Genomic DNA, 22,638 nt, shown 5'->3' on the forward strand with positions numbered 1-22,638 from the left:
GAGCGACGGCCGCTGGTCGGCTGCCATGAAGGCGATGGGNCCAGCGCCGGAGTGTCCCGCGAGCACGACCCGTTCCTCGGCCGTCGCGACCTCGTCGAGCAGTGCCACGAGCGCGGCGACCTGCGCGTCGAGCGAGTCGCCCGTCCGGGTCACCGCCTGCACCGAGTGGCCGGCCGCGACCAGCACCGGAGCGACGTCGTCCCACGCACTCGCGTCGAGCCAGAACCCTGGCACCAGGATCACGTGCATGTCCCGCAGGCTACGCGCCCGCCCGCGCCGCGGTGCACGCGGCGCACTCGCCGAAGATGTCGACGACGTGGCTCGCGTTCGTGAAGCCGTGCTGCGCCGCGACCTCCTGCGCCCACCGCTCGACGGGGTCCGCCTCGATCTCGACCGTGCGACCGCAGTTCCGGCAGATGAGGTGGTGGTGGTGCGCGTCGGTCGTGCACGCGCGGTACAGGGACTCGCCGTCCTGCTGCAGCGAGTCGGCGTCCCCGTCCGCGGCGAGGTCGGCCAACGCCCGGTAGACGGTCGCGAGTCCGATGGTCGAGCCGCCCTCGCGGAGGTGCTGGTGGAGCGCCTGCGCGCTCACGAATCCCTCGGTCGAGCCGAGGGCGCCGCGGACGGCCTCCCGCTGCCAGGTGTTCCGCTTGGGCTTCTGCACGGCGTTCACGCGCTGGCTCCGATCTTCGTGTCCACTCCGGCACCGGTCTGGAGGCCCGGATCGCCTCCGCCGTCCCGCTCGCGCCCGGCGACCCGGTCGCGTCCGCGGCGGTCCTTCCGCGCTCCGACGATGCGGCACACGACCCAGATGGCGAAGGAGATCGTGGTGACGTAGGGGCTGATCGGCAAGCCGCCGCCGAGGGCGAGCAGGATGCCGCCGACCACCGAGGTGACGGCGAACACGGTCGACAGCACCGGCACCACGACCGGGTGCGAGGTCAGGCGGAGCGCCGCGGCGGCCGGTGTGACGAGCAGCGAGAGCACGAGGAGCGCGCCGACGATCTGCACCGAGACCGCGGTGGCGAGGCCGAGCACGAGCATGAACACGATCGCGAGCGTCCGCACCGGGATGCCCGCCGCGGCGGCGACGTCGGGATCGACGGACGAGAACATCAGCGGGCGCCAGACGACGAGCAGGGTCGCGACGACGATCGCGGCGATGACGACGAGGAAGGTCAGCTGCGGGTTGTCGACCGACACGATCTGCCCGGTCAACAGGCCGAACTTGTTCGCCGCCCGCCCCTTGTAGAGCGCGAGGCAGAGGATGCCGAGCCCGAGCCCGAACGGCATGAGCACGGCGATGATCGAGTTGCGCTCCCGCGCCCGTGACCCGAGCAGCCCGATGAGCAGCGCCGCGATGACCGAGCCGACGAGCGACCCGGTCACCACGTTGACGCCCAGCAGCAGCGACGCGGATGCCCCCGCGAACGAGAGCTCCGAGATGCCGTGCACGGCGAACGGCATGTTGCGGGCGACGACGAACGGGCCGATGAGCCCGCCGACGATGCCGAGCACCGCGCCCGCCCAGATCGAGTTCTGCACGAGCACCAGGAGCTCGCCGTAGTCCTGGAAGGAGAACACCTGCGACCACACGTCCATCAGATCCGCCCTTCGTCCGGCACGACCGCGTGCGGGTCCGGGTCGCAGTGGTGGTCGTGGGCCGCCTCGTTCGCCCCGACGATGACGATCCGCCCCATGGTCCGCACGACGTCCACGGGCGTGCCGTAGAGGTCGCTGAGCACGTCGGAGCGGAGGACCTCGTCGGGCGCACCGATCCGGAAACGCCCGCCGGCGATGTAGAGCACCCGGTCGACCACGTCGAGGATCGGGTTGACGTCGTGCGTCACGAAGAGCACCGCCGCGTCCCGCTGTCGACGCTGCCGGTCGATGAGCTCGGTCACGCCGCGCTGGTGCCGGAGGTCGAGCGAGATGAGGGGTTCGTCGCAGAGGAGCAGCGCGGGATCGGCGGCGATGGCCTGCCCGACGCGGGTGCGCTGCTGCTCGCCGCCGGAGAGCTCGGCGACCGGGGCGTCCGCGAACGCCGTCGCACCGACCTCGTCGAGGATGCGGTCGACCCGGGCCCGGTCCGCACGGGACACCGGCCGGACACCCCAGCGGTGTCCGGTGACGCCCTGGGCGACCATGTCCCGGGCGCGGAGGGGCGTCCCGGCCTCCATCAGGCGTTGCTGCGGGATGTACCCGATCCGCCGGTGTCCGCGACGCACCGGCTGCCCGAGGAACGACATCGAGCCGCTCGTCAGCCGCTGCTGGCCGAGCACGGTCCGCAGGAGCGAGGTCTTGCCGGCGCCGTTCGGTCCGAGCACCGCGAGGAACTCCCCCGGCGCGACGTCGAGGTCCAGGTGGGACCACAGCGGTCGCACACCGTAGGAGAGCGCCGCGTCACGCAGGGCGAGCACGGCGGAACCGCCACGGCCCGGGGCCGCGGCGGTCCGCGAGGAGGTCTGGACGGTCGTCACTTCGCCAGCGCCGCCGTCACCGCGTCGATGTTCGCCTGCTGCCACGAGACGTAATCCTCCCCCTTCGGGAGCGTCTCCGTGACACCGACGACCGGGACACCGGCCTGGTCGGCTGCCTTCTTGACCTGCTCGGTCTCCGGGCTGGACGTCTGCTCGTTGTACGCGAGCAGCTTCACGGACTTCTGGCTGAACAGCTCGAGCGTGTCGTTGAGGGCGGCCGGCGGGACGTCGTCGCCCTCCTCGATCGCCTCGGAGAACTTCTCGGGCGTGACGTTGTCGAGCCCGATCGCGTCGAAGAGGTACCCCGGCACGGGCTCGGTGTACGCCACCTCCTCGCCGTCGTACTTCGTCTTGAGCGAGGCCGTCTGCGACTCGAGCTGCTCGAGCTTCCCGGTGAGGGTCTTCGCGTTCGCCTCGAAGGTGTTCTTGTCCGCACCGTCGAGGTCGCCGAGCCGCGTCGCGACGTCGTCCACGAGCTTCACCATCGTCGGGTAGTCGTAGAAGACGTGCTCGTTGAACTCGGTGTCGCCACCCTTGTCAAGGCCGGAGAGCTGCACGACGTTGATGGTGTCGGCCTTCGTGTTCGAGGCGTCCGCGAGGGTCGTCATGAAGTCGTCGTAGCCGCCGCCGTTCTCGATGAGGAGGTCGGCTTTCGACACCGCGAGCTGGGTCTTCGCGCTCGCCTCGAACGAGTGCGGGTCCTGCGACGGGTCGTCGAGCAGGCTCGTCACCGAGACGTGCTCGCCACCGATCGACTCGACGAGCGAGCCGTACACGTTGGTGGAGGCGACGACCCGGATCGTGCCGTCCGAGCTGGCGTCACCGGAGCCGGAGCCGGCCGCGCAGCCGGTCAGGGCGAGCGCGGCTGCGCCGGCGACGAGCGGGAGGACGAGGAGACGCTGCTGCATGTCGACGACGCTAGCGCTTGTTGATAACGGTTGTCAAAATCAGTCGCGTGAGGAAGGCGCCAGTGGACGGACTGGAGGCGCGGTACCGGCTGGCACCGCGCCTCCAGTCCGTCAGGTGGTGACGTCTACGGCTTCGTGGCCGCGTCGATCGTGTTCTCGGCGATCGTGTCCTCCTCGCGGCCCGGCGTGCGGAGGTTCCACTTCTTGATCACGAACGAGAACAGGAAGTAGTAGACGACCGCGTAGCCGAGGCCGATCGGGATGAGCCAGATCGCGCCGTCCGCCTTGCCGAAGTTGAGCAGGTAGTCGATCGCTCCGGCCGAGAACGAGAAACCGTCGCGGATGCCCAGGGCGTTGACGAGGGCGAGGGACGTGCCCGTGAGGAACGCGTGGATGACGTAGAGCGGGAACGCCACGAACATGAACGAGTACTCGAGCGGCTCGGTGATGCCCGTGACGAACGAGGTGAGCGCCGCGGAGAGCATGATGCCACCCACCAGCTTGCGGTTCTGCGGCTTGGCGTTCCGCCAGATGGCGAGGGCGCCGGCCGGCAGCGCGAACATCATGATCGGGAAGAAGCCGGTCTGGAAGATGCCGGCGGTCGGGTCGCCCGCGAGGAAGCGCGGGATGTCGCCGTGGACGATCGTGCCGGCCGCGTCGGTGAAGCTGCCGAGCTGGAACCACGGGAAGAAGTTCAGCAGCTGGTGCAGGCCGACCGGGATGAGCAGACGGTTGGCGAACCCGAAGATGCCACCACCGATCACGGCGTTGTCCGCCACGGCCTGGCCGGCCGCGGTGAGGGCGATGTCGAAGTAGCGGTAGACGAGCGACATCAGGACGGCGATGACGAGACCGGCGGCCGCGGTGAGGATCGGCACGAGGCGGCGACCCGAGAAGAAGCCGAGGAAGTCGGGCATCTTCGTCCGGTGGAACCGCTGCCACAGACCCGCTGCGACGAGGCCCATCACGATGCCGCCGAGGACGCCGAAGTTGATGGTGGCCTGGTCGCCGTTCGCATCCTTGACGCCCTTGAGGACGAGCGGGGACATGACCGCGAAGACCTGGTACATGACCATGTAGCCGACGACCGCGGCGAGCGCCGTGGTGCCGTCCGACTTCTTCGCCCAGCCGATCGCGATGCCGACGGCGAAGAGGAGCGGCAGCCAGGTGAAGATCGCGCTGCCCGCCGCGCCGATGACGTTCGCTCCGTCACCGAACCCCGGGATGGCGCCGAGCATGTCGCTCTGCCCGAGGCGGTTCAGGATGCCCGCGGCGGGCATGACCGCGATCGGCAGGAGCAGGCTCCGTCCGAGGCGCTGCGCGTTGGCGAAGAAACGTGACTGCTTCTTCGGGGCCTTCTTCTCCGGCACGTCCGTGGCGGTGGTGACGCTCATCGGAGTTCCTCTCGTCGTCGGGTGGAGCTGCGGGGTATCGGGGAGTTGAGTCCCGCGGGTGTCGCCGGTAGCCTCGGCGTAGTGCCGAGCCGGTCCTGTCCGGTCATGACCAGTTCCGTAGTCTGAACCGCAACCGAACGCATGTCAACCTGGTACGAACACCCTTAACGAGGAGGAAACGATGGCCGACATCAAGGCAGCCGACATCATCGCCGCGCTCGGCGGTGCCGACAACATCGACGAGGTCGAGGGCTGCATCACGCGCCTCCGCGTCGAGGTCGAGGACGGGGACCTCGTGGACAAGGCCGCGCTCCAGGCCGCCGGCGCCCAGGCCGTCGTCGGCGGGGGCACCGGGTGGCAGGTCATCGTCGGTCCGATCGCGGACAACCTCGCGCAGGACATCAACGACTCGATCGACGGCGACGAGCTGTGACGGCGGTCCGCACGCCGTTCGGCGGTCCGGTCGTCGCGCTCGCCGACGTGCCCGACCCGGTGTTCGCCGGGCAGCTCGTCGGCGCGGGGGTCGCGGTCGACCCGACGGGCGTCGAGGGTGCGGTGACCGCCGTGGCCCCGGTCGACGGGACCATCGTCAAGCTGCACCCACACGCGTTCGCGCTGCAGGGTGCTGCGGGCGCCGACGTCCTCGTGCACGTCGGCATCGACACCGTGAAGCTCGGGGGTGAGGGCTTCGAGCTCCTCGCTGCCGAGGGCGACACGGTCTCGGCGGGTGACCCGGTCGTCCGGTTCACCCCGTCGGTCATCTCGGCCGCCGGCTACTCGCCGATCTGCCCGGTCGTCGTGCTCGGCTCCGCGCCGGACTCGGTGCCGCAGGGCACGGTCGGCACCACGGTCCGCGAGGGCGACGCGCTCTTCGAGGCGTAGGCGCGGGGCCGCGCGCGCCGAGTCTCGGGCCGCGCGCGCCGAGTCTCGGGCCGCGCGCGCCGAGTCTCGGCGTGGGGGACCGTTCTCGCGGCCCGGAGCCCGAGAACTGTCGCTCAGCCCGAGTCTCGGGCCGCGCGCCGCGCGCGCCGCGCGCCGCGCGCGCCTACGCGACCGCCTGCGGCGCCGCCGTGACCTCCATCTGCACGCGGTAGCGGTCCGACCGGTACCACGAGCGCGAGTGCTCGACGGGCCGGTCCCCCGAGTACGACACCCGGTCGAACTCGAGCACCGGCGCCCCGGTCTTCGTGCCGAGCAGCGTCGCCACGTCGTCGGCCGCGGGCTTCGCCGCCACGGTCTGCTGCGCCCGGTCGATCGGCGTCCGGTACTCCGTCGCCGCGAGCGAGTACACCGACCCCGACAGGTCCTGGTCGAGCAGGCCGGGGAACGCCGACGCCGAGAGCCAGGCGTCGTCGATCGACACCGGCGCCCCGTCCGCCATCCGGAGACGCTTGAGGTGGTACGCCGTCTCGCCCTCGCCGAGGCGGAGCGCCGCGACGGTGTCCGACGGCGGGACGCGTTCCTCGCGGACGAGCACGACGGTGGTCGGGACGTGCCCGAGCGCCCGCATCTCCTCCGTGAAGGACGCCAGGTGCAGCGTCGACTGCACGGGGCGGTGTGCGACGAAGGTGCCCTTGCCGCGGACCCGTTCGAGGTAGCCCTCGTTGACGAGCTGGCCGAGGGCCTCGCGCACCGTGATCCGGGACACCCCGTACTCCTGGATGAGCTGCCGCTCGGACGGGATCGCGGCGCCGGGCGCCAGGCGCGTGGTGGCGAGGTCGAGCAGGATCCGCCGCAGCTGCTGGTGCTTGGGTTCAGCACCCTCGGTGATGCGGGTCGTCATCGCTCGGTCTGCTCCGTTGCTGTCCTGGTGGTACGAGAGGTGGTCATGCGCGGACATGACCAGTTCCCATCACAGTAGCGAGTCCGTCCCGGAACACCAACGCCCGTGACAAGATGACGCCCGTGACCTCGGTGGTGATCGTCGACGACGAGACGCTCGTCCGGTACGGCTTCGAACTCATCCTCGGTGCGGCCCCGGACATCGACGTGGTGGCGACGTCGAACGACGTGGACGCCGTGCGGGTGATCGCTGAGCACCGCCCGGACGTGGTGCTGCTCGACGTCCGCATGCCCCACGTCAACGGGCTGGACGTCCTCCGCGAGCTGCAGTCCCTCACGGACCCGCCCTCGGTCGCGATGCTCACGACCTTCGACGCGGAGGAGTACATCGGTCGGGCGATGGAACTCGGCGCCGCCGGCTTCCTGCTCAAGGACACCGACCCGGAGGCCCTCGCCGAGTACGTCCGCGTCCTCGCCCGCGGTGGCGTCGTGATCGCACCGGGGGTCGACCGTCGACGGCTGTTCGCCGCACGGGCCCCGATCGAGCCGCCGCACCTCAGTGACCGGGAGCGCGCCGTCCTCGCGTGCATCGCCGACGGGGCCAGCAACCCCGAGATCGGACGCCGGCTCGGGGTCAGCACGGGCACCGTCAAGGAGGACGTCCGCGCCCTGCTCGTGACCTTCGGCGTCGCGACGCGGGTCCAGCTGGCGCTGCGCGCCGCCGAGGCAGGACTCCTGGATGGCTGAGCACCGGGACCGGACCCGGCTCGCGCAGGCGCTGCACGACGCCGACGGGAGGCTCGACCGCCTCGTCGACACCGGCCTGCGCTGGGCGCGTGCGCACCGGGCACCGTGGTGGCTGGTCGACGCGCTCTTCGTCGCCGCCGCCGTCGCCGACGCCGTGCTCGACATCTCGGGAGCGACCGCCCTCGAGACCTGGCTGTCGCTCGCCGCCGCCGCGGCGCTGCTGCTCCGACGCCGCGCCCCGGTGCTCGCCTTCGCGCTGACGATGCCCGGCCTGTTCGTCGGGTCGGCGGTCGTCGCGGCGAGCATCGCGCTGTTCACGCTCGGGGAGCGGACCGACCGCCGTTGGCTGATGCTCGTCGCCGCCGCCGTGCAGTTCGTCGGCTTCGCCGGGTTCGTCGGACCGCCGCAGACCATGGGCGAGCTCGTCGTGTCGGTGCTGTACGCCGCCATCTTCGCCATCGGGCCGCTCGCCATCGGGTTGCTCGTCCGGACGCGCGCCCGCCTGACCGAGCAGCTGACCGAGGTCCGTCTGGCCCGCGAGGACGAACGACGGCAGGCCGCCGAGGTCGCACTCTCCCGCGAACGGGCACTCCTCGCCCGCGAGATGCACGACGTCGTCTCGCACCAGGTCACCCTCATCGCCGTCCAGGCCGGAGCCGTGCAGGTCGCCGGGCGCGACGAGGCCGAGCGCGGCTTCGCCCGCACGATCCGGCAGCTCTGCGTCGTCACGCTGCAGGAGCTCCGCGAGATGGTGCAGGTGCTCCGCGCCTCGGGCGGCACCGCGCGGGAGATCGCCCCGCAGCCGGTGCTCGCCGACCTCCCGCGGCTCATCGCCGACAGCGGCCTCGAGACCACCGCGACCGTGGACCTGCCGGAGACGCTCGGCCAACCCGTCCAGCGTGCCGTGTACCGCTTCGTGCAGGAAGGCCTCACGAACGTGCGCAAGCACGCCCCGGACGCCGCGGTGCGGGTGAGCGCACGCCTCCACGACGGGACCGTGCTCGTCGACCTCGTGAACGGTCCGGCGCGTGCGGAACGCCTCGAGCTCCCCGGGTCCGGGCTCGGGCTCATCGGGCTCGGCGAGCGGGCCTCACTGCTCGGCGGGTCGCTCGAGGCCGGCCCGCAGCCCGGTGACGGCTTCGCCCTGCACCTCCGGATCCCGGCCGAGCACACCCCGCCGGTCGGATGACCGCCCGGTGGCCGATCGGCCACCCGAGGATCACGCCGCGGAGCGATGTGCCCGGGGTGCGGCGACCGCTTCGATGAGACCGTGGCAGTTCCTCCCGTCCTCACCCGTCTCCGCGCGCTCCCGGTCTCCGTCGTCGTGGCGGTCGCCGCGGTGCTCGCGGTCGTCTCCGCGCGGTTGCTGCACTCGGAGCCGGACTTCCCGCACCACCCGCCGGTCGCCTGCCTGGCACTCGCCGCGGTGGTCGCGACGACCGTGGTGGCCGAACGCGCGCTCGGGTCGGTCCGGACCGTCGTCATCGGCGTCGTCGCTCCCGCACTCGCCGTGCTGGCAACGCTCGTCGCGGTGACCGTCGGCTCCGCGCTCGGCGAGGCCCACGCCGAGACGGCGACCGGCCAACCGCTCCTCGCACCCTCGACCGTCGCCGTGGCACTCCTCGGGGCCGCCTCGGCCACGATGACGCTCCAGTGGCGGTGGCGCGTCCGGACGGTCCTGTGGACGGTCGTCCTCACGCTCGTGCTGTTCGCCGGGCACGGATCGGACCTGGCACGTGCCCTGGCGACCCTCCTCGGGACCGCAGCGGGCGCGCTCGTCGCGCACCGTGCCTCCAGGCCGGTCCACCACGAGGCGGACCGGACCGTCCGCGCCCTGCCGCCCGCGCGCACCGTCGTGGTGGCGACGCTGAGCGCGCTCGGAGCGGGCACCCTGGTGACGCTCGTCGTGCCTGATGCCGACGGGGTCCTGTCGCCGTTCGCGGACGCGATGCGCGACGACTCGACCGCCGCGGTCGGGGTGCTCCTGCTGCTCGCCGCCTGGCTCGTGCAGCACGGTCGGCGACTCGGCGTCACGATCGCCGTGGGGGTGCTCGTCGTCCTGACCGTCGTGCTCGCGGACGCGTTCCTCATCGAACCCCTGCACGACGGCGGGGTGCAGTGGCAGGGGCTCGGGCTCGACGCACTCGAGTGGCAGGCGACCCTCCTCGGCGCCTGGGTCGTGCCGGCGGTCGTCCTCGCGGTGGTGCTCGGGCTGCACGGGCGTCTCGTCCGGGCACGCTTCCGCGCCGTGGACGGCTCGCAGGCCGCGCTCGTGGCGATGCTCCGCGACGGGGACGCCGGCAGCCTCGGTCACATGGGCACCTGGCACGGGAACGCCACCTGGGTGCACCCGGCGGGGCTGGGTGCGGTGGCGTACCGCGTGCACGGGGACGTCGCGCTGACGGTCTCGGATCCCGTCTGCGCCGCCGCCGACCGCGCAGTCGTCCTCCGGGACTTCGCGGACTCCTGCGAGCGCAAGGGCTGGGTGCCCGCGTTCACGAGCGTGCACGAGCCGGTGCGGGAGATCCTCGCTGCCGACGGCTGGACAGCGCTGCCGGTCGGCGTCGAGGCGGTGCTCGACGTCACGGCGTTCAGCCTGAGCGGCAAGAAGCGGCAGGACCTCCGGACGGCGTCGAACCGCGCCGACCGCGAGGGCGTTCGGGACGCGTGGACGACCTTCGGCGCACTCTCGGCCGCGCACCGCCACGAGGTCGAGACGATCTGCACCCGGTGGGCGGCGGACCGCCGGCTGCCGGAGATGGGCTTCACGCTCGGCGGGCTCCGGGAGCTCGACGACCCCGACGTGCGGCTCATGCTCGCGCTCGACGCCGAGGACCACGTCGTCGGCGTGACGAGCTGGCTACCCGTGTACGAGCACGGGACCCTCACCGGCTGGACGCTCGACGTGATGCGCCGGGGCGAGGGCGGCATGCCCGGGGTGATGGAGTTCCTCATCGCCCGCACCGCACTGCGCGCCCGCGAGGCCGGGCTCACCACGATCAGCCTGTCCGGCACACCGCTGGCCGTGCACCCCGACGCGGGTGCGCTCGTCGCCCGAGGGTCGGCGCTGCTGGCCCGTGTGCTCGAACCCGTGTACGGCTTCCGGTCCCTGCAGCGGTTCAAGGAGAAGTTCGGCGCGCGCCACGAGCCGCTCTGGCTCGTGGTGCCGACCCCGCTGCACGTGCCCCGGGTGGCGCGGGCACTCGCGACCGCGTACGTCCCGGGGCTCCGGCCGAAGCACCTCTGGGCGCTCCGCCAGGCGCACCGGCGGACCGACGTCACGGCGGCGGGCGCCGAAGCTGGCGGCGCACGTCCCACCTCGCCGGCCGGCCGGGGATGACCGCGACCGAGTGGCTGCTCGCGACGCAGCTGCAGGCCCCGTCGAAGCTCGTGCCGATCGACGTGGCGTTCGCGGTGGTCGCGGTGCTCGTGCTCCTGCCCGCGGTCCGGCATCGAGGTGTTGCTTGGCGCTCTCCCGTTGCGTGGCGCGGTGTCGGGGTGCGAGCGGGGATCGCGGCAGCCGCAGCCGCGGTCGTGCTCCTCGCCTGCTGGCTGACGAGCGACGTGCTCGACCTGTTCGGGGTGTCCCTCAGCCCGGTGACACGGATGTGGTGCGCACTCGCTGCCGCGACCCTCGCCCTCGCGGGCACCGCCCTGGTGCAGGGAGGACGCTGGCGCCGCGCGATGGCGATCGTCCTCGTGCCGGCGGCACTGCTCGTCCCGGCGCTCGGGGTGAACGTGGAGTTTGCGAAGTACCCGACCCTCGGCACCGTCGTCGACAGCGACCCGTACCCGGCGTTCGACGCGCACGCGACGCCGGCGACCACGATGCCGGCGGTGGGCGAGGTGCGCACCGTGGAGATCCCCGGCCGACGGTCGCACTTCGACGCCAGGCCCGCGGTCGTCTACCTGCCGCCGGCCGCCCTCGTGCGGGACCCGCGGCCGCTGCCCGTCGTCCTTGCGTTCGCCGGGCAACCCGGAGCCCCGAGCGACATGTTCACGGCGGGCCGGATGAGCACCGTGCTCGACGCGTACGCCGCCGCGCACCACGGTCGCGCGCCGGTCGTGCTGTCCGTCGACCAGCTCTCCGCACCAGGACGCAACACGATGTGCGTCGACTCGCAGCTCGGCGACGTCGACACCTACGTCACGGAGGACGTCCCGGCATGGACGACGTCACACCTGCCGGTGACCCGGGACCGCGCGCACTGGGGCATGGTCGGGTTCTCGCAGGGGGCGACCTGCGCCGTGCAGTTCCTGACCGGGCACCCGGACGACTTCGGGGCCGCGCTCGCGATCTCGAGTGAGCTGCAGCCCATCGACCAGTCGCCGCAGCACAGCGCGGACCAGGCGTTCGGCGGCTCGGTCGCCCGCTGGGAGGCAGCGGCACCGCGGGCGCTCATGGCCGCGCACGAGCCGTACCGCGGGCACGAGCTCTGGCTGACGGCGGGGTCGAGCGACCGCGAGTTCAGCGAGAACGCCCGGGAGCTCGGCGCCGCCGCCACCCGAGCCGGCATCCGGACCACGATCGCGTCGGCGCCACGGAGCGGTCACGACTGGAACACCGTGCAGTGGTCCTTGCGGGCGGAGCTGCCGCGGCTGTGCGACGCGCTGTTCCGCTGACCCGGGGGCGACGCGGCGGTGCGGTGCCACGGTGCGAGGTTGTGCACATGGTGCGAGACCTTGTCCCTCGCACCATGCGCGAAACCTCGCACCGTGCGGCGAGGCGGTGGCATGGTGCGAGGTTGTGCACACCGTGCGAGGCCTTGCCCCTCGCACCACGCGCGAAACCTCGCACCGTGCGCCGCGCGGCGTGCACCTCGCACCGTGCGACGTGGCGGTGGCATGGTGCGAGGTTCTGCACACCGTGCGAGGCCTTGCCCCTCGCACCATGCGCGAAACCTCGCACCGTGCGGCGAGGGCACCGTGCAGCGAGGGCACCGAGCAGCGAGGGCACCGCCCCGCGAGAGCGCGCCAGCGATCAGGCGTGCTCGACGAGCCAGGCATGCTGCTCGTCGGTGAGGCCGCGGTCGGCCCACACCTGCCGCTCCACCCCGACCGGCGTCGGCGCAGCGGTCGTGCCCTGCCAGACGAGCGAGAGGCCGGCGCGACGGAGCACGACCGCCGACCCCGGGTTGTTCGTGAGCACCCGACCGGTGACCGGCACGTCGGGGGCGGCGTCGTGCGCGGCCCGCACTGCGGCCACGGCGGCCTCGGTCGCGTAGCCGTTGCCCCACGACTCCGGCACGAACCGGTAGCCCAGGTTCCAGACGTGCCCGGCTGTCATGTCCACACCGGCGACACCGAGGAACCCGCCGTCATGCACGGAGCGGACCAGCCAGGACCCGAGCCCGTGGCGGATGCGGCCGCCGATCTTCGCCTGGACCAGCGCGACGGTCTGCGCACGGTCGCGGTGCCGACCCTCGGGCAGGTGCTGCCACGTGCGGGCGTCCGAGAAGAGCGCGTGCACGTCGTCGACGTCACCGGGCGTCAGCGGTGACAGGAGCAGCCGATCCGTTCGGATCTCCTGCGGGGGGACCAGGAGCTGGTGGACCATGCTCCGATCCTCACCCCGGCCACCGACATCCGGGTGAACTCCGCGGAACTTCCGCGCAACCCGGCCCCGGTCGTGCGGAATCCCGCACGACCGCCGCCGACCGCCACCGCGACCGGGCACCGCCGCCGCAGCACCGCCGCCGCCGCCGCCGCCGCCGCCGACCGCAGCCTCCGACCGTCAGTCGAGCAGCAGCGCTGGCTCCTCGAGCACCGAGGCCACGTCGTGCACGAAGCGCGATGCCACGTCGCCGTCGACGACCCGGTGGTCGAAGGACGCCCCGATGGTCGTCACCATGCGCGAGCGGACCTCGCCGTCGACGACCCACGGCTTCGGCTTGATCGTCCCCATGGCCACGATCGCGACCTCGCCCGGGTTGAGGATCGGCGTCCCGGTGTCCATGCCGAACACCCCGATGTTCGTGATCGACACCGTGCCGTTCGCCATCTGCGCGGGGGTCGTCTTGCCGTCGCGGGCGGTGATCGTGAGCTGCTCGAGCGCCTGCGCCAGTTCGAGGAGCGACATGTCCTGCGCGTCCTTGATGTTCGGGACGATGAGCCCGCGCGGGGTCGCAGCGGCGATGCCGAGGTTGACGAAGTGGTGGACGATGATCTCGCTGTCGGTCCAGGTCGAGTTCACCGAGCGGTTGCGACGGACGGCCCAGATGACGGCCTTCGCCACGATGAGCAGCGGCGACACCTTGACCCCGGCGAACGTCGGCGAGGCCTTGAGCCGCTTGACGAACTCCATCGTGTGCGTCGCGTCGACGTCCACGAACAGCGACACGTGCGGAGCGGTGAACGCCGAGGTGGTCATGGCGGTCGCGATGGCCTTGCGGACGCCCTTGACCGGGATTGTCTCGCTGCGCACCTCGCCCCACTCGGGCGTCTCGATGTTGCGGAACACGCTGGCCTGCTTCGCGTGCCGGATCACGTCGTCGCGCGTGATCTCACCCGAGAGGCCCGTCGCGACGATCTCGCTCAGCTCGACGCCGAGGTCACGGGCGAGCTTCCGGATCGGCGGCTTGGCGAGGACGTTCGTCGCCACGCTCTGCTTGCGCGGGCGCGTGCCCTGGCTGGCGACGGCGTCGGCGGTCGAGTCCTCACCCGGGTCGGATGCCGCTTCGGCGGCTGCCGCCGCGTCCGCACTGGAGGCGCGGCTCGCCTCGGCCGCGAGGGCCGCGGCCCGGCGGGCTCCCGGCTTCCGACGCGACGGCGCGGAGGTCGCGGAGCCGTACCCCACGAGGACCGCGCCGGACGTCTCGTCGGTGCCGACGACGGCTGCGCCGTCGGCGACGGACGTCGGTGCCGCGGACGGCGCCGCGGCCGCGGGAGCGTCCGGTGCGACGGGAGCCTGCGCGGCGGGAGCGGCCACGGCCGGAGCCGCTGCCGGGGTGGGCGCCGCGGCCGGGGCGGGCGCCGCAGGAGCGGCTGCCGGCGTGGACGCAGCGGGAGCCGGCGCGGCGGGAGCGGGCTCTGCGGGCGCGACCGACGGGGTGGGGGCGACCACGGGCGACACGGGAGCCGCCTCGGCGACGGGGGTGGAGCCTCCCGGCTGGCCACCGGCGACCACGTCCGAGTCGACCCGGATGATCGGCTTGCCGACCTCGACGGTGTCGCCCTCCGCGACGAGCAGGCCCGTCACGGTGCCGGAGAACGGCGACGGGAGCTCCACGAGCGACTTCGCCGTCTCGATCTCCACGAGCACCTGGTCGACGGCGATCTCGTCCCCGATGGCGACACGCCACTGGACGATCTCGGCCTCGGTGAGGCCTTCGCCCACGTCGGGCAGGGGGAATTCGGCGGCGGCCACTACGGCTCCTTCGACGTCGTTCGGGGTCGGACGGGGGTCAGTACGCGAGAGCGCGGTCGACGGCCTCGAGGACGCGGTCGGCGTCCGGGAGGTGGAGGTGCTCGAGCTTCGACACCGGGAACGGGACGTCGAAGCCGGACACCCGCAGCGGGGGCGCCTGCAGCGTGTAGAAGGCACGCTCCGCGACCGTGGCGGCGATCTCGCTGCCGACGCTCACGAAGCCCGACGCCTCTTGTGCGATGACGAGCCGACCGGTCTTCGCGACCGAGGCGAGCAGCGGCTCCCAGTCGATCGGGGAGATCGAGCGGAGGTCCACGACCTCGCAGCTCGTGCCCTCGGACTCGGCGATCTCGGCCGCCTGCATGAGCGTGGCGACCATCGCGCCGTGGCCGACGAGGGTGACCTCGGTGCCGGTGCGGGCGACCCGCGTGGTGTGCATCGGCACGTGGCCGTCGACGAGGTCGACCTGCCCCTTCGGCCAGTAACGGGACTTCGGCTCGAGGAAGACCACCGGGTCCTTCGACGCCACTGCTTCCTGGATCATCCAGTAGGCGTCGTTCGGGGTGCTCGGGCTCACGACCCGGAGGCCGGCGGTGTGCGCGAAGTACGCCTCCGGGGACTCCTGGTGGTGCTCCACGGCACCGATGTGGCCGCCGTAGGGGATGCGGATGACGACCGGCAGCGACATGTGCGCCGGGAGCCGGTTCTGCATCTTCGCGAGCTGCGAGGTGATCTGGTCGAAGCCGGGCCACACGAAGCCGTCGAACTGGATCTCGACGACCGGTCGGTAGCCGCGCAGGGCCAGGCCGATCGCGGTGCCGATGATGCCGGACTCGGCGAGCGGGGTGTCCCGCACGCGCTCGGGGCCGAAGCGGTCCTGCATGCCCTCGGTGATGCGGAAGACCCCGCCGAGCTGGCCGATGTCCTCGCCCATGAGCAGGACCTTGTCGTCGGCCTCCATCGCGGCGGCGAGCCCGGCGTTGAGCGCCTTGGCCATGGTCAGCGTGGGGGTGGGGTCGCTCGGGACCTCGCCGGCGCCGGGGTGGGCCCGGAGCGTGTAGTCGAAGAGCTGCTCGGTCGTGCTCATCAGTGGGCGCTCCCCTCGAAGCCGGCTTCGTAGTGCTCGAGCCAGGCCTTCTGCTCGGCGACGAGCGGGTGCGGCTCGCGGTAGACGTTGTCGAACATGACGTCGACGGGCGGCGGGGTCAGCTCCACCGTGCGGCGACGGACGTCGGCGGCGAGGTCCTCGCCCTCGGCGTCGAACGCGGCGAACTGCTCGTCGGTCGCGCCCTTCGAGCGGAGGTAGGCCTCGGAACGCGCGATCGGGTCGCGGCGGACCCAGTCCTCGAGCTCGCCGTCGGCGCGGTACCGACTCGGGTCGTCCGAGCTGGTGTGGGCGCCGATGCGGTAGGTGTCGGCCTCGATGAACGCCGGACCCTGGCCGCTGCGGGCGTGCTCGGTCGCGACGACGGATGCCGTGTAGGACGCGAGGATGTCGTTGCCGTCGATGAGGACGCTCGGGATGCCGAAGCCACGCGGGCGGTCGACGAGCGGGGTCGGCGACTGCACGGTCACCGGGACGGAGATCGCCCAGTGGTTGTTCTGCAGGAAGAACACGACGGGCGCCTGCGTCGAGGTGGCGAAGACGAACGCCTCGTTCACGTCGCCCTGGCTGGTCGCGCCGTCGCCGAAGTACACGATGGAGCATGCGTCGACGTCCGGATCGCCCGTACCGACGACGCCGTCGAGCTTCTGCCCGAGCGCGTACCCGGTCGCGTGCAGCGTCTGCGAGCCGATCACGAGCGTCGAGATGTGCGTGTTCCCACGCTCGTCCGGGTCCCAGCCGCCGTGCGTCTGGCCGCGGTACATCGCGATGATCTCCATCGGCTCGACGCCACGCTCGGTGGTGACGGCGTGCTCGCGGTACGACGGGAAGACGTGGTCCTGGGCGCGGAGCGCGAAGACGGAGCCGGTCTGCGCGGCTTCCTGTCCGTGGCTCGGCACCCAGAGCCCGAGCTGCCCGGTGCGCTGGAGGTTGTGTCCGGCGTGGTCGAACCGGCGGGTGAGCACCATGCGGCGGTGCATCGCCAGCAGGGTCTCGTCCGGGATCGCCCGCGCTGCGGCGGCGAACTCGGCGTTCTCGTCGGTCTCCACGAACCGACCCTCGGGGTCGAGGAGCCGGATGGTGCTCGTCGCGGGAGCCGCGGCGCGGAATGACATGCGGGCCAGCGTAGCGGCAGCGGTCAACGGGCCGATGTGAGGTCCCCCACAAGCGACCGGGCCGTTTCGAGGAGCGTTTCCACAGCCTCGTGCTCGCCGATCGAGATGCGGATGCCCTCCGGTGGGAAGGCGCGGACGATGATCCCCGCGGCCTCGAACGCCTCGGCTGCGGCAGCCGTCCCGGTGCCGGTCGGCAGCCAGACGAAGTTGCCCTGGGCGTCGGGGACGGGCCAGCCCTGGTCGCGCAGCGCGGCGACGATGCGGTCGCGGCTGTCGGCGAGCTCGGCGACGCGTTCGAGCAGTTCGTCCTCGCGCTCGAGGCTCGCGAGCGCCGCGGCCTGCCCCTGCGCGGTGACCGACAGCGGGATCGCGCACGCACGGACGGCGTCGAGCACGTACTGCGGCCCGATCGCGTAGCCGACACGGAGGCCGGCGAGTCCGTACGCCTTCGAGAACGTCCGCAGGACGACCAGGTTCGGGAAGCGTCCGATGAGCGCTCCGCCGCGGACCGCCGCAGGGTCGGTGACGAACTCGGCGTAGGCCTCGTCGAGGACCACGAGCACGGTCGACGGCACGGACGCCATGAACCGGTCGAACTCGTCAGCGGTGACGATCGGGCCCGTGGGGTTGTTCGGCGTGCAGACGATCACCATGCGGGTGCGCTCGGTGACGGCGGCGGCCATCGCGTCGAGGTCGTGCCCGCCGTCCGGCCGGTTCGGCACCTGCACGCTCGTCGCCCCCGCGACGGTGACGACCCCGGGGTAGGCCTCGAAGGACCGCCAGGCGTAGACGACCTCGTCGCCGGGGCCGCTCGTGGCCTTCGCCAGCTCGTGCAGGATCGCGACGCTGCCGGGGGCGACGTGGACCTCGTCCGCGGTGACGTCGAACCGGCGCGCCAGCTCGGCACGGACGGCGAGGGCGGTGGCGTCCGGGTAGCGGTTGAACGCCGTCTGCGCCTGCACGGCCTGCACGACACCGGGCAGCGGCGGGAAGGGGTTCTCGTTGCTCGAGAGCTTGAACGCGTCCGCCGCTGCCTGACGACCCTGCTTGTACGCGGGCAGCACGGCGATGTCGGGACGGATGTGGACGCGCTCGTCGCTCATCCCGTCAGGGTACCGGCAGCGGTCTCGCGGCACGCGCCCTGGTGGGCCCGGGCATCATGGGCGCATGCGATTCCTCGTCCGCCTCGTCGTCAACGCCCTCGCGCTCTGGCTCACCACCCTCCTGGTGAGCGGCGTCTCCGTGACCGCGTTCGGGGACGGCGGCACGACCGCGACCGTCCTCACGTTCCTGCTCGTCGCGTTCGTCTTCGGCCTCGTCAACGCGGTCATCGGGACGATCATCCGGGTTGTCGCGTTCCCGCTGTACATCCTGACCCTCGGGCTCATCTCGTTCGTCGTGAACGCCGTGCTGCTGCTCATCGTCGCCGGGATCTCGACCGCGATCGGCTTCGGGCTGCACGTCGACTCCTTCGGGTGGGGCATCGTGGGCGCCTTCGTCCTGGCCGTCTTCGCCTGGCTGATCGGCCTGTTCGTGCGGCCGGTGCTCGACCGCGGCCGCGCGTGACCGCACCGGGCACCGCCGGACCGGGCGCCTCGGCGCCGCGCACCGCCGGACCGGGTGCCTCGGCGCCGCGCACCGCCGCACCGGGCACCGCCGGACCGCACCTCCGGCGCGCGTGAGCGCGCACGCACCCGACGCCACCACCTGCGTAGTGGAGCCGTCGTCCATGACCCGCACCGTGCCTCCCGGCCGGATCGGGGGTGTCGCCGACCACCGCCTGCTGCGCCATGATGTCCCCATGACCCAGGACGCCGACGCCCCGTTCCGCGTCTCGTTCGTCTGCAGCGGCAACATCTGCCGCTCCCCCATGGCCGGCATCGTGTTCGCGCAGCTCGCCGCCGACGCCGGGATGAGCGACCGGTTCGTCGTCGAGTCCGCGGGCACCGGCGACTGGCACGTCGGCGAGCCGGCGGACGAGCGGACGATCGCGGCCCTCGCCGCGCGCGGATACGATGGGAGCAGGCATCGCGCCCGCCAGTTCGACCCGGACCGGTTCCCGGACCTCGACCTGGTGGTCGCACTCGACCGCTCCCACGAACGCGTCCTGCGGTCGTGGGCACCGACCATGGACGACGCCGCGAAGGTGACGCTCCTGCTGCGGTACGACGACGCCTGGCCCCAGCAGACCGACGTACCGGACCCGTACTACGCGGACCGGCACGAGTTCGACCGAGTGCTCTCGACCGTCGAACGGGCCTGCCGGGCGCTCTTCCGCCAACTCGAGCCGGCAGTCCGTCAGGGAGCCCCATGACCCCCCTTCCCCCGCAGCCGATCAGCCCGCTCGACGGGCGGTACTACCCGATCGTGCACACGGTGGGCGAGCACCTCTCCGAGGCCGGCCTCAACCGCGCCCGCATCGTGGTCGAGGTCGAGTGGCTGGTCTTCCTGACCGACCACGCGATGTTCACCACGTCGCCGCTGAGCGTCGACGACAAGGCCGCACTGCGCCGCGTCGCGGAGACCTTCGGGCAGGAGCAGATCGCCGAGCTCGGCGAGATCGAGGCGACGACCCGGCACGACGTCAAGGCGGTCGAGTACTTCGTCCGCCGGCGGCTGTCGGAGCTCGGCCTCGACGCGATCGCGGAGCTCACCCACTTCGCCGCGACGAGCGAGGACGTCAACAACCTCTCGTACGCCATCACCGTGCGCGACACCGTCGACCAGGTCTGGCTGCCGGCGTTCAAGGCAGTGATCGCGGCGCTCCGCCAGATGGCCGAGGAGCTCAAGGCCGTCCCGATGCTCTCGCACACGCACGGGCAGCCCGCGACGCCGACGACGCTCGGCAAGGAGCTCGCGGTGGTCGTGTACCGCCTGGAGCGGGTGCTCGCGCAGGTCGAGGCGACCGAGTACCTCGGCAAGTTCAGCGGCGCGACGGGCACGTTCTCGGCCCACCTCGCCGCCGACCCCGAGGCCGACTGGCCCGCGCTGTCGAAGGAGTTCGTCGAGGGCCTCGGGCTGACCTGGAACCCGCTGACGACGCAGATCGAGTCGCACGACTGGCAGGCCGAGCTGTACGACCGCGTCCGCCATGCGAACCGCATCCTGCACAACCTCGCCACCGATGTGTGGACCTACATCTCGATGGGGTACTTCACGCAGATCCCGGTCGCGGGTGCCACGGGGTCGTCGACGATGCCGCACAAGATCAACCCGATCCGCTTCGAGAACGCCGAGGCGAACCTCGAGATCTCGTCGGCCCTGTTCTCGACGCTGTCCGAGACCCTCGTCACGAGCCGCCTGCAGCGCGACCTGACCGACTCCACGACGCAGCGGAACATCGGCGTCGCGTTCGGCCACTCCCTGCTCGCGCTCGACAACCTCCGTCGCGGCCTGTCCGAGATCGCCGTCAACGAGGCGCGGCTCGCCGAGGACCTCGACGGCAACTGGGAGGTGCTCGGCGAGGCGATCCAGACGGTCATCCGCGCCGAGGTCACCGCCGGGCAGTCGAACATCGAGGACCCCTACGCGATGCTCAAGGAGCTCACGCGCGGCAAGCGGATCGGCCAGGCGGACCTGGTCGCGTTCGTGAACGGCCTCGACATCTCGGACGGCGCGAAGGCGCGGCTGACGAACCTCACGCCGGCGACGTACACGGGGCTCGCGGACGAGCTGGTCGACCACCTGGACGTCTGACGCTCCACGCCCGACGCTCCAAGTCCGACGCTCCACGTCCGACGGCCGTCCCCGCGAAGCGCGGAGGCGGCCGTCTGCGGTCGTGCGTCACGCATCGGCCTGGAGGCCCGGGTCGGCCCCGCCGCGACCGTCACCGGCTCAGGCGGTGACGTCGTGCGCCTCGGCGACCAGCGCCTCCAGGACGGTCCGCACCCCGGGACGGACCGCACGGTCCGGGCGGACGAGCGCGTCGATGCGACGTCCGGCCCGGACGTCCGCGAGCTCGGCGAGGTGGAACCGGCCCGGCGCCCGTGTGCCCGAGGTCCAGCGCGGCACCAGGGCGATGCCGTGCCCGGCGGCGACGAGGTTCTCGATGAGCGGGAGGTGGATCGTCCGGAAGGCGACGCTCGGCGGAGTGTCCGTCGCGGCCGCGAGCGCGGTGAGCACCCGGTCGATGGGGTAGCTCTCCGGGACCCCGATCCACGTCTCCCCCACGACGTCGTCGATGGCGACCCGACGGCGTCCGGCGAGGGGGTGGTCGGTCGGGAACGCGACGTCGAGCGGCTCGCGCAGCAGCGGGAACGTCCGGAGGCCTGCCCGTCCCGCGGGCGGCGCGCCGTCCGGACGGTGCCCGACGACGACGTCGTGGTCGGCGGCGAGCGGCCCGAACTCGTCCTCGCTGACGTCCACGTCGACGAGCACGAGCTCGATGCCCGGGTGTTCCCGCATCCGGCTGAGGAGGCCGGGGAGCAGGAGCTCGGCGGCCGACGGGAAGATCGCGAGGTCGACCTGGCCGATGGTGCCGCCCAAGTGCTCGCGCCAGGCGGCGTCCACCGCGGCGACGGCGGTGGCCACCCCGGTGGCGAGCCCCGCGAGCACCCGGCCGTCCTCGGTGAGGCAGACGCCGCGGCCCCGACGTTCGACGAGCGGGACCCCGGCCTGCCGCTGGAGGGTGCGGAGCTGCTGCGACACCGCACTCGGGGTGCGGTGGGTGGCCTCGGCGACGGCGGTGACGCTGCCGCGGTCGGCGAGTTCGCGGAGGACCGCGAGGAGCTGCACGTCGAAGTCGACCATGCAGGGACACTACATCGTCGCTCTCTGAAGATTCGCTGGTGCTACAGCGTCGTGCTCGCCAGGCTGGAGGCGTGCTCGCTCGTGACCGTCTCCTCGCCGTCGTCGTGGCCGTGGCCTGAACTTCCCCGCCACCGCCCTGGCGCTCGACCACTTCCCGCCGTTCCTGCTCGCCGCGCTCCGGTTCACCCTGCTCGCGGTGCCGACGGTGCTCTTCGTGCCGCGGCCGCGCATCCCGTTCGGCCGGCTGCTGCTGGTGGGGTTCGGGCTCGGGGTCCTGCAGTTCGCGTTCCTCTACCTGAGCATGGCGTCGGGCATGCCCTCGGGGCTGGCGTCGCTGGTGCTGCAGGCGTCGGCGCCGTTCACGGTCGTCCTCGCCGGGGTCTTCCTGCGGGAGCGCCTCACCGGGCGGCAGGTCGTCGGGGTGACGATCGCGGTGTGCGCGCTCGCGGCGATCGCGGTGCACCGTGCGCAGGCGGCGGCGCTCCTGCCGGTCGTGCTGGCGCTCTGCGGGGCGCTCGGGTGGGCGATCGGCAACGTCGCGACGCGGCGGGCCGGGGCCCCGAACCCGCTGCACCTCACGCTCTGGTGGTCGATCGTGCCGCCGGTGCCGATGGCGGTGCTGTCGGTGGTCGTCGAGGGTCCGTCGCGCATCGGGGAGGCGCTCGGCACGGTCTTCACACGCGCAGCACTGCCGGCCGACCTCGGCCTGCTCTACATCGTCCTCGTGGCGACCCTCGTCGGGTACGGCATCTGGTCGCGGCTGATGGGGACCTACCCGTCGAGCACGGTCGCGCCGTTCTCGATGCTCGTGCCCGTGGTCGGGGTGCTCGCCTCGTGGGCGGCGTTCGGGGAGGTGCCGGACGCGGTCGAGGTCGTGGCGGGGGCGGTCGTCGTGGGGGCCGTGCTGTGGGCGTCGCGGCCGGCGCNGGCGGCTGGGTCGGCGTCGTCCGGGCTGCCACCCGCGGTGTCGTCCTCGGCTGGCGGCGTGCCGT

Annotated in this window: 23 protein-coding genes; 10 read left to right on the forward strand and 13 right to left on the reverse strand. The window is 72.4% G+C overall.

Annotated features, from left to right (window positions below; all coding sequences use genetic code 11):
* The 6 genes from I59_RS23460 to I59_RS10020 all read right to left on the reverse strand — a co-directional run.
* Window positions 1-249, reverse strand: a 249-nt coding sequence (locus I59_RS23460; protein WP_031273559.1) for a triacylglycerol lipase, incomplete at its 3' end; no start/stop codon positions are given.
* Between the two features lie 10 nt (window positions 250-259).
* Complete coding sequence (locus I59_RS10000; RefSeq protein ID WP_022903748.1) at window positions 260-673, reverse strand: Fur family transcriptional regulator; 414 nt, start codon at window positions 671-673, stop codon at window positions 260-262.
* Window positions 670-1,602 carry a metal ABC transporter permease gene (locus I59_RS10005; protein WP_022903749.1) on the reverse strand — a complete coding sequence of 311 codons (933 nt, stop codon included), beginning with the start codon at window positions 1,600-1,602 and terminating at the stop codon, window positions 670-672. The genes I59_RS10000 and I59_RS10005 overlap by 4 nt, the downstream gene beginning before the upstream one ends.
* Entirely contained in the window at window positions 1,602-2,480 is an 879-nt protein-coding gene (locus tag I59_RS10010; RefSeq protein ID WP_022903750.1) for a metal ABC transporter ATP-binding protein, read from the reverse strand. Before I59_RS10010 ends, I59_RS10005 begins: the two co-directional genes overlap by 1 nt.
* On the reverse strand, window positions 2,477-3,388 hold the full coding sequence (locus I59_RS10015; protein ID WP_022903751.1) for a metal ABC transporter solute-binding protein, Zn/Mn family: 912 nt from the start codon (window positions 3,386-3,388) through the stop codon (window positions 2,477-2,479). The genes I59_RS10010 and I59_RS10015 overlap by 4 nt, the downstream gene beginning before the upstream one ends.
* A 125-nt stretch (window positions 3,389-3,513) precedes the next feature.
* Complete coding sequence (locus I59_RS10020) at window positions 3,514-4,782, reverse strand: PTS transporter subunit EIIC (RefSeq protein WP_022903752.1); 1,269 nt, start codon at window positions 4,780-4,782, stop codon at window positions 3,514-3,516.
* A 181-nt stretch (window positions 4,783-4,963) separates the two neighbouring features.
* On the opposite strand from I59_RS10020, the gene I59_RS10025 reads away from it, so the two are divergent.
* The gene (locus tag I59_RS10025) at window positions 4,964-5,215 is read left to right on the forward strand and encodes a PTS transporter subunit EIIB (RefSeq protein ID WP_022903753.1); all 252 of its coding nucleotides are present in this window, start codon (window positions 4,964-4,966) and stop codon (window positions 5,213-5,215) included.
* Entirely contained in the window at window positions 5,212-5,664 is a 453-nt protein-coding gene (locus I59_RS10030; RefSeq protein ID WP_022903754.1) for a glucose PTS transporter subunit IIA, read from the forward strand. Before I59_RS10025 ends, I59_RS10030 begins: the two co-directional genes overlap by 4 nt.
* A 163-nt stretch (window positions 5,665-5,827) precedes the next feature.
* On the opposite strand, the gene I59_RS10040 is transcribed toward I59_RS10030, so the two are convergent.
* Entirely contained in the window at window positions 5,828-6,622 is a 795-nt protein-coding gene (locus tag I59_RS10040) for a GntR family transcriptional regulator (RefSeq protein WP_022903755.1), read from the reverse strand.
* A 56-nt stretch (window positions 6,623-6,678) separates the two neighbouring features.
* Here I59_RS10040 and I59_RS10045 point away from each other — a divergent pair, with 56 nt between their 5' ends.
* From I59_RS10045 to I59_RS19690, 4 genes are all read left to right on the forward strand, one after another.
* Window positions 6,679-7,311 (forward strand): response regulator transcription factor, encoded by a 633-nt coding sequence (locus I59_RS10045; RefSeq protein WP_022903756.1) that lies wholly within the window; start codon window positions 6,679-6,681, stop codon window positions 7,309-7,311.
* Window positions 7,304-8,500 (forward strand): histidine kinase, encoded by a 1,197-nt coding sequence (locus I59_RS10050; RefSeq protein WP_022903757.1) that lies wholly within the window; start codon window positions 7,304-7,306, stop codon window positions 8,498-8,500. Before I59_RS10045 ends, I59_RS10050 begins: the two co-directional genes overlap by 8 nt.
* Before the next feature lie 81 nt (window positions 8,501-8,581).
* Window positions 8,582-10,651, forward strand: a complete 2,070-nt coding sequence (locus tag I59_RS10055; RefSeq protein ID WP_148286162.1) for a bifunctional lysylphosphatidylglycerol flippase/synthetase MprF — start codon at window positions 8,582-8,584, stop codon at window positions 10,649-10,651.
* Entirely contained in the window at window positions 10,648-11,934 is a 1,287-nt protein-coding gene (locus tag I59_RS19690) for an esterase family protein (protein ID WP_022903759.1), read from the forward strand. The genes I59_RS10055 and I59_RS19690 overlap by 4 nt, the downstream gene beginning before the upstream one ends.
* 358 nt (window positions 11,935-12,292) lie before the next feature.
* Here I59_RS19690 and I59_RS10065 read toward each other — a convergent pair whose 3' ends face one another.
* The 5 genes from I59_RS10065 to I59_RS10085 all read right to left on the reverse strand — a co-directional run bounded on the left by I59_RS10065 (window position 12,293) and on the right by I59_RS10085 (window position 18,000).
* Window positions 12,293-12,868, reverse strand: coding sequence for a GNAT family N-acetyltransferase (locus I59_RS10065; RefSeq protein WP_022903760.1), 576 nt, complete (start codon window positions 12,866-12,868; stop codon window positions 12,293-12,295).
* Between the two features lie 177 nt (window positions 12,869-13,045).
* A complete protein-coding gene (locus tag I59_RS10070) occupies window positions 13,046-14,677 on the reverse strand; it encodes a dihydrolipoamide acetyltransferase family protein (protein WP_022903761.1) in 1,632 nt (543 codons plus the stop codon).
* Window positions 14,678-14,714: 37 nt separating this feature from the next.
* Complete coding sequence (locus I59_RS10075; protein WP_031273565.1) at window positions 14,715-15,674, reverse strand: alpha-ketoacid dehydrogenase subunit beta; 960 nt, start codon at window positions 15,672-15,674, stop codon at window positions 14,715-14,717.
* Window positions 15,675-15,763: 89 nt separating this feature from the next.
* Window positions 15,764-16,897, reverse strand: a complete 1,134-nt coding sequence (locus tag I59_RS10080; protein WP_022903763.1) for a thiamine pyrophosphate-dependent enzyme — start codon at window positions 16,895-16,897, stop codon at window positions 15,764-15,766.
* 23 nt (window positions 16,898-16,920) lie between these two features.
* Window positions 16,921-18,000 (reverse strand): histidinol-phosphate transaminase, encoded by a 1,080-nt coding sequence (locus tag I59_RS10085; RefSeq protein ID WP_022903764.1) that lies wholly within the window; start codon window positions 17,998-18,000, stop codon window positions 16,921-16,923.
* A 64-nt stretch (window positions 18,001-18,064) separates the two neighbouring features.
* On the opposite strand from I59_RS10085, the gene I59_RS10090 reads away from it, so the two are divergent.
* The 3 genes from I59_RS10090 to purB all read left to right on the forward strand — a co-directional run bounded on the left by I59_RS10090 (window position 18,065) and on the right by purB (window position 20,593).
* Window positions 18,065-18,463: a phage holin family protein gene (locus tag I59_RS10090; RefSeq protein ID WP_022903765.1), complete on the forward strand. Its 399-nt coding sequence runs from the start codon at window positions 18,065-18,067 to the stop codon at window positions 18,461-18,463.
* 235 nt (window positions 18,464-18,698) lie between these two features.
* Window positions 18,699-19,211, forward strand: coding sequence for a low molecular weight protein-tyrosine-phosphatase (locus I59_RS10100; RefSeq protein WP_022903767.1), 513 nt, complete (start codon window positions 18,699-18,701; stop codon window positions 19,209-19,211).
* Window positions 19,208-20,593, forward strand: a complete 1,386-nt coding sequence (gene purB / locus I59_RS10105) for an adenylosuccinate lyase (protein WP_022903768.1) — start codon at window positions 19,208-19,210, stop codon at window positions 20,591-20,593. Before I59_RS10100 ends, purB begins: the two co-directional genes overlap by 4 nt.
* 138 nt (window positions 20,594-20,731) lie before the next feature.
* On the opposite strand, the gene I59_RS10110 is transcribed toward purB, so the two are convergent.
* The gene (locus I59_RS10110; RefSeq protein WP_022903769.1) at window positions 20,732-21,646 is read right to left on the reverse strand and encodes a LysR family transcriptional regulator; all 915 of its coding nucleotides are present in this window, start codon (window positions 21,644-21,646) and stop codon (window positions 20,732-20,734) included.
* A 163-nt stretch (window positions 21,647-21,809) separates the two neighbouring features.
* On the opposite strand from I59_RS10110, the gene I59_RS19695 reads away from it, so the two are divergent.
* Window positions 21,810-22,638, forward strand: an 829-nt coding sequence (locus I59_RS19695) for an EamA family transporter (RefSeq protein ID WP_261976552.1), incomplete at its 3' end; no start/stop codon positions are given.

The organism is Curtobacterium sp. B8 (assembly GCF_000333315.1).
Taxonomy (GTDB): domain Bacteria; phylum Actinomycetota; class Actinomycetes; order Actinomycetales; family Microbacteriaceae; genus Curtobacterium; species Curtobacterium luteum.

Coding starts and splice junctions, on each gene's coding strand:
- I59_RS10045 (WP_022903756.1), top strand. CDS start 6,679: ATGACGCCCGTGACCTCGGTGGTGATCGTCGACGACGAGACGCTCGTC.
- I59_RS10005 (WP_022903749.1), bottom strand. CDS start 1,602: ATGGACGTGTGGTCGCAGGTGTTCTCCTTCCAGGACTACGGCGAGCTC.
- I59_RS10065 (WP_022903760.1), bottom strand. CDS start 12,868: ATGGTCCACCAGCTCCTGGTCCCCCCGCAGGAGATCCGAACGGATCGG.
- I59_RS10025 (WP_022903753.1), top strand. CDS start 4,964: ATGGCCGACATCAAGGCAGCCGACATCATCGCCGCGCTCGGCGGTGCC.
- I59_RS10015 (WP_022903751.1), bottom strand. CDS start 3,388: ATGCAGCAGCGTCTCCTCGTCCTCCCGCTCGTCGCCGGCGCAGCCGCG.
- I59_RS10085 (WP_022903764.1), bottom strand. CDS start 18,000: ATGAGCGACGAGCGCGTCCACATCCGTCCCGACATCGCCGTGCTGCCC.
- I59_RS10090 (WP_022903765.1), top strand. CDS start 18,065: ATGCGATTCCTCGTCCGCCTCGTCGTCAACGCCCTCGCGCTCTGGCTC.
- I59_RS19690 (WP_022903759.1), top strand. CDS start 10,648: ATGACCGCGACCGAGTGGCTGCTCGCGACGCAGCTGCAGGCCCCGTCG.
- I59_RS10110 (WP_022903769.1), bottom strand. CDS start 21,646: ATGGTCGACTTCGACGTGCAGCTCCTCGCGGTCCTCCGCGAACTCGCC.
- I59_RS10100 (WP_022903767.1), top strand. CDS start 18,699: ATGACCCAGGACGCCGACGCCCCGTTCCGCGTCTCGTTCGTCTGCAGC.
- I59_RS10075 (WP_031273565.1), bottom strand. CDS start 15,674: ATGGCCAAGGCGCTCAACGCCGGGCTCGCCGCCGCGATGGAGGCCGAC.
- I59_RS10020 (WP_022903752.1), bottom strand. CDS start 4,782: ATGAGCGTCACCACCGCCACGGACGTGCCGGAGAAGAAGGCCCCGAAG.
- purB (WP_022903768.1), top strand. CDS start 19,208: ATGACCCCCCTTCCCCCGCAGCCGATCAGCCCGCTCGACGGGCGGTAC.
- I59_RS10040 (WP_022903755.1), bottom strand. CDS start 6,622: ATGTCCGCGCATGACCACCTCTCGTACCACCAGGACAGCAACGGAGCA.
- I59_RS10050 (WP_022903757.1), top strand. CDS start 7,304: ATGGCTGAGCACCGGGACCGGACCCGGCTCGCGCAGGCGCTGCACGAC.
- I59_RS10080 (WP_022903763.1), bottom strand. CDS start 16,897: ATGTCATTCCGCGCCGCGGCTCCCGCGACGAGCACCATCCGGCTCCTC.